Annotated in this window: 4 protein-coding genes; 3 read left to right on the forward strand and 1 reads right to left on the reverse strand. The window is 64.0% G+C overall.

Features of this window, described 5'->3' with window-relative positions; translation table 11 throughout:
* The 3 genes from EOA85_RS29060 to EOA85_RS29070 form a co-directional block, all read left to right on the forward strand.
* The coding region (locus EOA85_RS29060) for a Gfo/Idh/MocA family oxidoreductase (protein ID WP_164759950.1) at window positions 1-806 on the forward strand (806 nt) is incomplete at its 5' end.
* Window positions 796-1,749 (forward strand): dihydrodipicolinate synthase family protein, encoded by a 954-nt coding sequence (locus tag EOA85_RS29065; protein WP_245486114.1) that lies wholly within the window; start codon window positions 796-798, stop codon window positions 1,747-1,749. The genes EOA85_RS29060 and EOA85_RS29065, both read left to right, overlap by 11 nt.
* 102 nt (window positions 1,750-1,851) lie before the next feature.
* The gene (locus EOA85_RS29070) at window positions 1,852-2,622 is read left to right on the forward strand and encodes a TIGR01458 family HAD-type hydrolase (RefSeq protein WP_127212053.1); all 771 of its coding nucleotides are present in this window, start codon (window positions 1,852-1,854) and stop codon (window positions 2,620-2,622) included.
* A gap of 37 nt (window positions 2,623-2,659) precedes the next feature.
* Here EOA85_RS29070 and EOA85_RS29075 read toward each other — a convergent pair whose 3' ends face one another.
* Entirely contained in the window at window positions 2,660-4,192 is a 1,533-nt protein-coding gene (locus tag EOA85_RS29075) for an FAD-dependent oxidoreductase (protein ID WP_127212054.1), read from the reverse strand.
* Window positions 4,193-4,240: the final 48 nt, after the last annotated feature.

Here is a 4,240-nt window from a genome sequence, read left to right on the forward strand (position 1 = left end):
ACGCTGTCCTCATCGCCAGCCCTCACCACCTCCATGCTGAGATGGCGATCGGCGCAGCAGAGGCCGGCAAGCACATCATGCTCGAAAAGCCGATGGCGCCGACGGCAGCGGCCTGCGATGCGATCAATGCCGCCGTGGCCGCCGGTGGCGTCAAGCTGATGGTCGCCCATCTCATGCATTTCGCCCTGCCCTGCATGGCAGCCAGGCAGATGCTGGAGGAAGGAGCGCTCGGCCGGCCTCTCATCGGATCGAGCTGGATCATCAAGCTCTGGATGGAGCACAATCGCCGCGACTGGCATCTGCGCAAAGCAACCGGCGGCGGCATGCTGTTGACGGCCGGTATTCATGCGCTCGACCGCCTGGTCTGGCTGATGGATAACAATGTCGTTTCGGTGAGCGCCATGCTTAGCGCCAAGTTCCATGAACAGGAAGCCGATGACACCGCCCTGCTCGGACTGCGCTTCGCCGGCGGCGGGCTCGGCCAGGTGCAGAGCGTCGGCTATCGCAATGGCGCGACCACCTACGCCATGGACCTGGTCTGCGAGCAGGGAACGCTGCGCATCGACATGGACCGCGGCACGATGCTGGGGCGCGATACGGTCTGGACCGACCTGCCCGGCTCGTTCGAGCCGAACTGGATGCACAACGCGCTGGTGCGCGAATGGACGGCGATGCGCGATGCCATTGCGGACGACAGTTCGGTGCCAATCTCCGGCGCCTATGGGCGCAAGATCATCGGCATCATCGAAGCCGCCTTTGCCTCGAACGAGACTCGGCGCGAGCACGAGATCGCCGGTGCGCGCTGAACCGGACGACCACTTGACCCACTTGCCCGCACATGCGCCGCGCGGTGTCTGGGGTGCAGTGATGCTGGCCATCGACGATCGCAGAGCGATCGATTGGGAGGCGACGGCAGAGACGATCGCGCGGCTCTGCGCGACCGGAATCGACGGCATCTATTCCAACGGCACCGCCTGCGAATTCCACTGCCAGACCGAGCCCGAGTTCGACCGGCTTTGCGACCTGGTGGCCACGATAGCCGGCCGCGCGCGCCTGCCTTTCCAGATCGGCATCAGCCAGTCCAATCCGCGCGTCGCGCGCGAGCGGCTGATGCGGATGTCGGCGCTTCGCCCGGCGGCAGTGCAATTCACCTTGCCCGACTGGTGGCCGCCGAGCGACGGCGAGGTCATGCGTTTCGTCGGCGGTCTTGGCGAGACTGCGCCTGACATGCCACTGGTGCTTTACAATCCGCCGCACGCCAAGCGGCGCCTGACGCTCGAACGTATCGCCAGGCTGCGCGCAGCCGTGCCGTCGCTGGTCGGCGCCAAGCTGCCGGGCGGCGAGACCAGTTGGTACGCCGACATGCACCGCGAACTGCCGGGATTTTCGGTCTTCGTGCCCGGCCATATGCTGGCGACGGGATTTGCCCATGGCGCCCACGGCAGCTATTCGAACATCGCCTGCCTCAGCCCGAAGGGCGCGGTGATGTGGTGGCGTATGATCCGCACCGACGCGACAGCCGCTGCCGAGGTCGAGAAGCGCATCCAGGCCTTTCTCGCCACGCACGTTCTGCCTTTTCGCGCTCGCTACAATGTCAGCGATGCGGCACTCGACAAAGCGATGGCGGCGGCCGGCGGCTGGGCGCCGCTTGGCCCGCGACTGCTCTGGCCCTACAGCTCGGTTCCCGACGGGGAGATCGCGACGCTGGCCGAAGCTGCCCGCACGGCCTTCCCCGAATGGTGGCAGTGACCGTCGGTCAAGCGAATGCGCCTGCCCGCCCTGATCCAAAAGGAACAACCATGGCCTTGTTCCGGATTTGACGCATGGCGGACTCGTGGTCATGCTGGACCGATGACAAGGGGTGTACTGCTGGACCTCGCAGGCGTCATCTATGATAGCGAGACCGCCATACCAGGCGGGATCGACGCCCTCGCGCGTTTGCGCCAGGCCGGGTTGGCCATACGCTTCGTAAGCAATACCACGCGCTCGTCGAAACAGGGGGTTCTCGAACGTCTGGAGGCAATGGGACTCACCGTTACCAAGGCAGATGTTTTCACGCCGGCGCACGCTGCTCGCGAATGGCTGCTTCGCAATGGCTGTGCGCCACACTTGTTGGTTCACCCTGGCCTTGCGCCGGAGTTTGACGAACTGCCGGATCGCGACAAGCGCGCCGTCATCGTCGGCGATGCCGGAGACGCCTTCACATATGCGGCGTTGAATGACGCGTTCCGCGAGCTGAGCGCGGGGGCCGAATTGCTGGCCCTTGCGACCAACCGGACGTTTCGAGATGCTGACGGCGGGCTCAGCCTCGATGCAGGGCCATTCGTCGCGGCATTGGAATTTGCCTCCTTGAAACGCGCAACCGTTCTCGGCAAGCCTTCGCCGGCATTCTTTCTGTCGGCGCTGGCAAGCATGGACTGTCCGCCGGATCAGGCGATCATGGTTGGCGACGACGCCGAGGCCGATATAGCTGGCGCCCTGCGCGCCGGACTTTCGGCTGCATTGCTGGTGCGGACAGGCAAATACCGGCAGGGCGATGAGAAACGGTTTGATCCGCGCCCGACCGCAACCGTGGCCGATCTCGCGGCGGCAACCGATTGGATCATTGCGCGCCGAGACTGATTGCGCGGGCTGAACCGGCCGTACAGCGCCCGCCTTGCTAGGTCATCCGGCGCTCCATTTGCACCTCGGCCCCTAGACTTTCGATGTCGCGGAAGATCGAAGCGACAGCCAGCGCGCGCCCTTCGCGCTTGAAGCGGAGCAGGCAATCCTTGGCAATGATGTCTCCATCGACCTCGATCTCGTCCCATTGCGCGGCATGGCCGACGTAGTTGATGGGAACGTCGTAATGCTGGCTCCAGAAGAACGGCACGGCGACGAATTTCTCGCGATAGCCGAGCATGTTAAGGGCCGCGGTTCGCCCCTGCCTCTCTGCGACCACCCAATGCTCGACCCGAATGTTCTCGCCACTGTGCGGATCTGGCCACCGCGCAATGTCGCCGGCCGCGAAGATCCCTGGTGCGCTCGTCTCCAAAAAGGCGTTCACGACGACACCGCGGTCAAGGATGAGCCCCGCCGTTTCGGCAAGCCCTGTCCGCGGTCGCACGCCGATGCCGGCGACGACGAAATCCGCCGCCAACGTATCGCCACTGCTGAGTTTCACCTTGTTGCCGTCGATGCTACTTGCGGTGTCCTCGAGATGGAATACGACACCATTCTCCTCATGGAGGGCGCGGATGAAGTCGCCCATTTGCGGACCCAGGACGCGTTCCATAGGCCGTTTTTCCGGCGCCACGACATGAACTTCGATATCGCGCGAGCGCAGGGCCGCGGCAACTTCTAGGCCAATGAAACTGGCGCCAAGCACGACGGCGCGGCGCGCAGTCGTGGCTCGCTCGATGATCGCCCTGCAATCTGCGAACGAGCGCAGCGTGTGAACGTGTGGCAGGTTGGCGCCGGGTATGGTCAGGCGAACCGGTTCGGCTCCGGTCGCAAGGAGTAGCCTATCGTAAGGAGTCCGGGCCCCGTCCGCGAGTACAACTTCGCCAGAACGCGCATCGATGCTGGCGGCGTTCGCATTGAGGCGCAGGTCAATATCGTTCCTTGAGTAGAAGCTTTCTCGGCGGAGCGGAATCCAATCCTCCGGTGCTTTGCCGGCGAGGTAGTCCTTGGAAAGATTGGGCCGATCAACGGGCGGCGCTTCGTCGTTGCTGAGCATGACAATGCTGCCCTGATAGTGTTCGCGCCGCAGTTTCTCTGCCGCCGCGAAACCGGCCGCGCCGCCACCGACAATGACGATTCTCTGCGGAACCTGGCCGGAGCTTCCATTGCGCTGCTTCGGTGCCGTCCGTTTGCGTTTTTCTCCGACGAATATCCGATCATCGCGTTGTTCCACCGACCAGCAAGCGAGTGGATTAAAAGCAGGGGGGCGCAAGGCCTCGCCTGTACGCAAATCGAAGCACGCGTGATGCCAGGGACACCGGACGGTGTCTTCCACCACAAGACCGTCAGCGAGCGGCCCGCCATAATGTGTGCATGTCGCCCCTATGGCGAAGACCTCCGCCCCGCGGCGCACCAGCAGCACTTGCTCATCGCGGCAATGGCCGAGGATCTTTCCACCATCGGGAAGGTCGGTTAGCGCGATGCCCTCGACCAGATCCGGCCCGTTTGGTTTGACATGACCTTCAGCCATTTTCCTCTCCCCTGGCGCGATCCGGTGACAAAATAGCCTGTACTGCCG

Origin of the sequence: Mesorhizobium sp. M5C.F.Ca.IN.020.29.1.1 (assembly GCF_003997375.1) — a bacterium.
In the GTDB taxonomy this organism is placed as follows: Bacteria; Pseudomonadota; Alphaproteobacteria; order Rhizobiales; family Rhizobiaceae; genus Mesorhizobium; species Mesorhizobium wenxiniae.

Coding starts and splice junctions, on each gene's coding strand:
- EOA85_RS29070 (WP_127212053.1), top strand. CDS start 1,852: ATGACAAGGGGTGTACTGCTGGACCTCGCAGGCGTCATCTATGATAGC.
- EOA85_RS29075 (WP_127212054.1), bottom strand. CDS start 4,192: ATGGCTGAAGGTCATGTCAAACCAAACGGGCCGGATCTGGTCGAGGGC.